General features: G+C 45.4%; 1 protein-coding gene. It reads right to left on the reverse strand.

Annotated features, from left to right (window positions below):
- Window positions 1-85: 85 nt before the first annotated feature.
- A complete protein-coding gene (locus QT974_RS33300; RefSeq protein WP_333472636.1) occupies window positions 86-2,512 on the reverse strand; it encodes a hypothetical protein in 2,427 nt (808 codons plus the stop codon).
- Between the last annotated feature and the right edge of the window lie 166 nt (window positions 2,513-2,678).

A 2,678-nucleotide genomic window follows, 5' to 3' on the forward strand; every position in this document is an offset into this window, starting at 1 on the left:
TAATAACTTATCTGCGGTCATGCTTCTTCAGGCTTCAAAAACCAGATGCACCCGGATTTGATTTCCAGACTGAACAAGTGCGATTTTAATTTTTTAAGCGATACAGCACTGACTCAGTATAAAAATCTTTTCCAAAAACTGGTTGTAGCGGGCCCTCGGGACTTGTCAGCCAAGATAAAGCTTGTTTGGTATAGTAGTCTGTTTCAGTCAGGGGGCCGAATCCCACGGTACTTATTTTGTGCTTTCGCAGGTTCTCAATCCATGCAGAAAGTCGATCGGCTCTAAACGGCACATATAAAACTTGTCTGTCCAAATTTTTGCCGTAAAACAGGTAGCTGCGGGAACTCAAATAGAAGCCGATTTTTTGATCTGGTACTGTATGCCGATCGATATACTCGTAAATGTTGCGATAGAGTTCGGCGCGAGCAACATCCCGCTTTTCCCGAGCCACCCAACTCGCACTTACCATCAATGCTATGCAGATACCAACGATCGCGATCTTACTCGACTTTTTGAGCTTTGGAAGGGAATTTTTCAACCACATCAAGCGAGGATGGTGCTTGAACACAATCCAAGCCAGCAGCAGCAATCCAATATATAGTAACGGATATATCCCTAAATGCTGCCAACTAGGAGCTAATATTTTTGTTGTTTGATGGAGGGCTGCACCGAAGTTAGATTTAAAGGTGTCAATCAACCCGCTACCCCAAATAATACTGGTGCCGCTAAAAGAAGCATTTTTAATGATATCAAAAATTGTGCTGCTGACAATTCCTGAAATGCTGCTAATTACCACAACTGTTACCACAATTTGATTGCGAGTTTTTAACTTAGTTGCTGTAGCTGCGGCTGCGATTCCCAGCAAGTTTAAAAAGGGAAATCCGTATCTGAGATTGAAACCGAGTAAAGGGGTGATTTGACCGATCGACTCTCCGCCAGTACCCGAGGTGTAAGGTGTAACGAGATACAGAATTCCTGTGCTAGCCAGCAGTACCAGAAGTATGATATTATTTTGCTTGCTAATTTTAGTTTTACCTTGAAATAATGCCAGAGGTGCTGCTAAGGCCTGAAGTGCGATCGCTATAAATGGCAGTTGCAATCTCACGATAATTTGCCAGCCGAGAGTTTGCCAGTGAGCAAGATTCCTGGGATTGAATTGAGCTGCTAAAGTGCTTTGCCAAATCCTGAAAGACGGCGCAACTGGCGGCGCTGGTATCGTAGGTGCTGGCTGCTGTACCGGAGGTATCGGAGATGGTATCGGAGATGGTATCGGAGATGGTATCGGAGATGGTAGGGGTACGGGCTGTAAGGGAACTTTAATCTCGCGGGAATCGCCGACAGGATAATTGACGTGGAGCAGGTTTCTGGCATACCAAAAACCTCCTAAAAACAAGCAGCAAACTATGCCGCCGAGCAAGACTGGTTTGAGGTGGCGAATTCGGAAATTGCCGGCGGCGCGCAAAAAGTTGTTTGAGGTGCGAGCGATCGCAGTAAGCTGTTGTTGGTGGCGCGCCCTAGCTATAGAAGCTGTTGGTACGTCTTGATTGGTGACTGCGGAATTTTGCTCGACTGCGAATCTTTTAATTTCTAATATTGCTAATCCTCCTAAAAGTGAGACTGCATAGATTAATCCGGTGATTTTTATTCCGGCTAGCATTCCTGCTGTTGCCAAAAATAAGGATAGTTCCGAGGTCGATCTGCTGCTGAAATAGGACAAACCGAAATACAAACTCGCTGTAAATATGGCAGCTAGCGGTAAGTCAGGGTGAATGGTGTTAACTTGGTTAAGCACCATCGGCACTGTCAATACTAAAGATGATGCTGCCATAGCGTGAATTCGGCTGGCTCCAAATTTTATGCTCAATAAATAGATGGCAATTCCTTCAATTATCCAGGCAATTAGCAGGGGACAAGCTGCGACAAAATCTTCTCCGAAGGGGATGAGGCACAAGGCAGATAAAACGTGCCAGTTGTAGGGATATATTCTGGCTTGCTCTTGTTCAAAAATCCAATTTCCGGCGGCATCTAGTAGGGTAAATGAGTGGGTTTGATACCAGCGGGCGATCGCCGGCAGGTGAAACCACAATGAGTCATAATTGGTTGTGGGTTTGGTGGTGAGAGTGTCCCACAACACAAATCCTGCAAAAGCGCCACTACCGACAATCAGGAGTTCGCAGGGGTTCAGAGGTTGCTTGAGTTGGGGCGCCTGCCAGTGCCACAAGCTAAAAGCTCGGTTTTTTTGGGCAGAAATCGCGATTGTGCCGATCGCAAAAAGCACAATTTCTGCTATCATTAATTCAGCCAGATTTAGACGCTCTGCACTTCCTAAAATCAGACCAGTACAAACTTGTACGGTGCTCCATCCCGTCAGAATTACTAGCAGAAAATGGGGCAAGGAACAGTTACGGTTTTCCTTGTGATTCAATTCGGCAAGAGACAAGCTTAATGGGAGCGGCCCGATCGCCACAATCAGAAATAAAATTAATTCCCACCAATGCTGCACTATGAACATAGGCTGCAAGTTACCAATTGTTATTTATTTTTCCACATTACTAGGCTCTAGCTGGCAAACAGTCTGATGAGAAGAATGCAAGTTTTCAGATTGTCTGAGGGCTTGAATTCCGGGTGCATCTCATTTTTGCAAATATCTTCGTAGGGGCGAAGCATGACCTCCGTAA

The organism is Microcoleus sp. BM001215392 (assembly GCF_036700185.1).
Taxonomy (GTDB): domain Bacteria; phylum Cyanobacteriota; class Cyanobacteriia; order Cyanobacteriales; family Microcoleaceae; genus Microcoleus.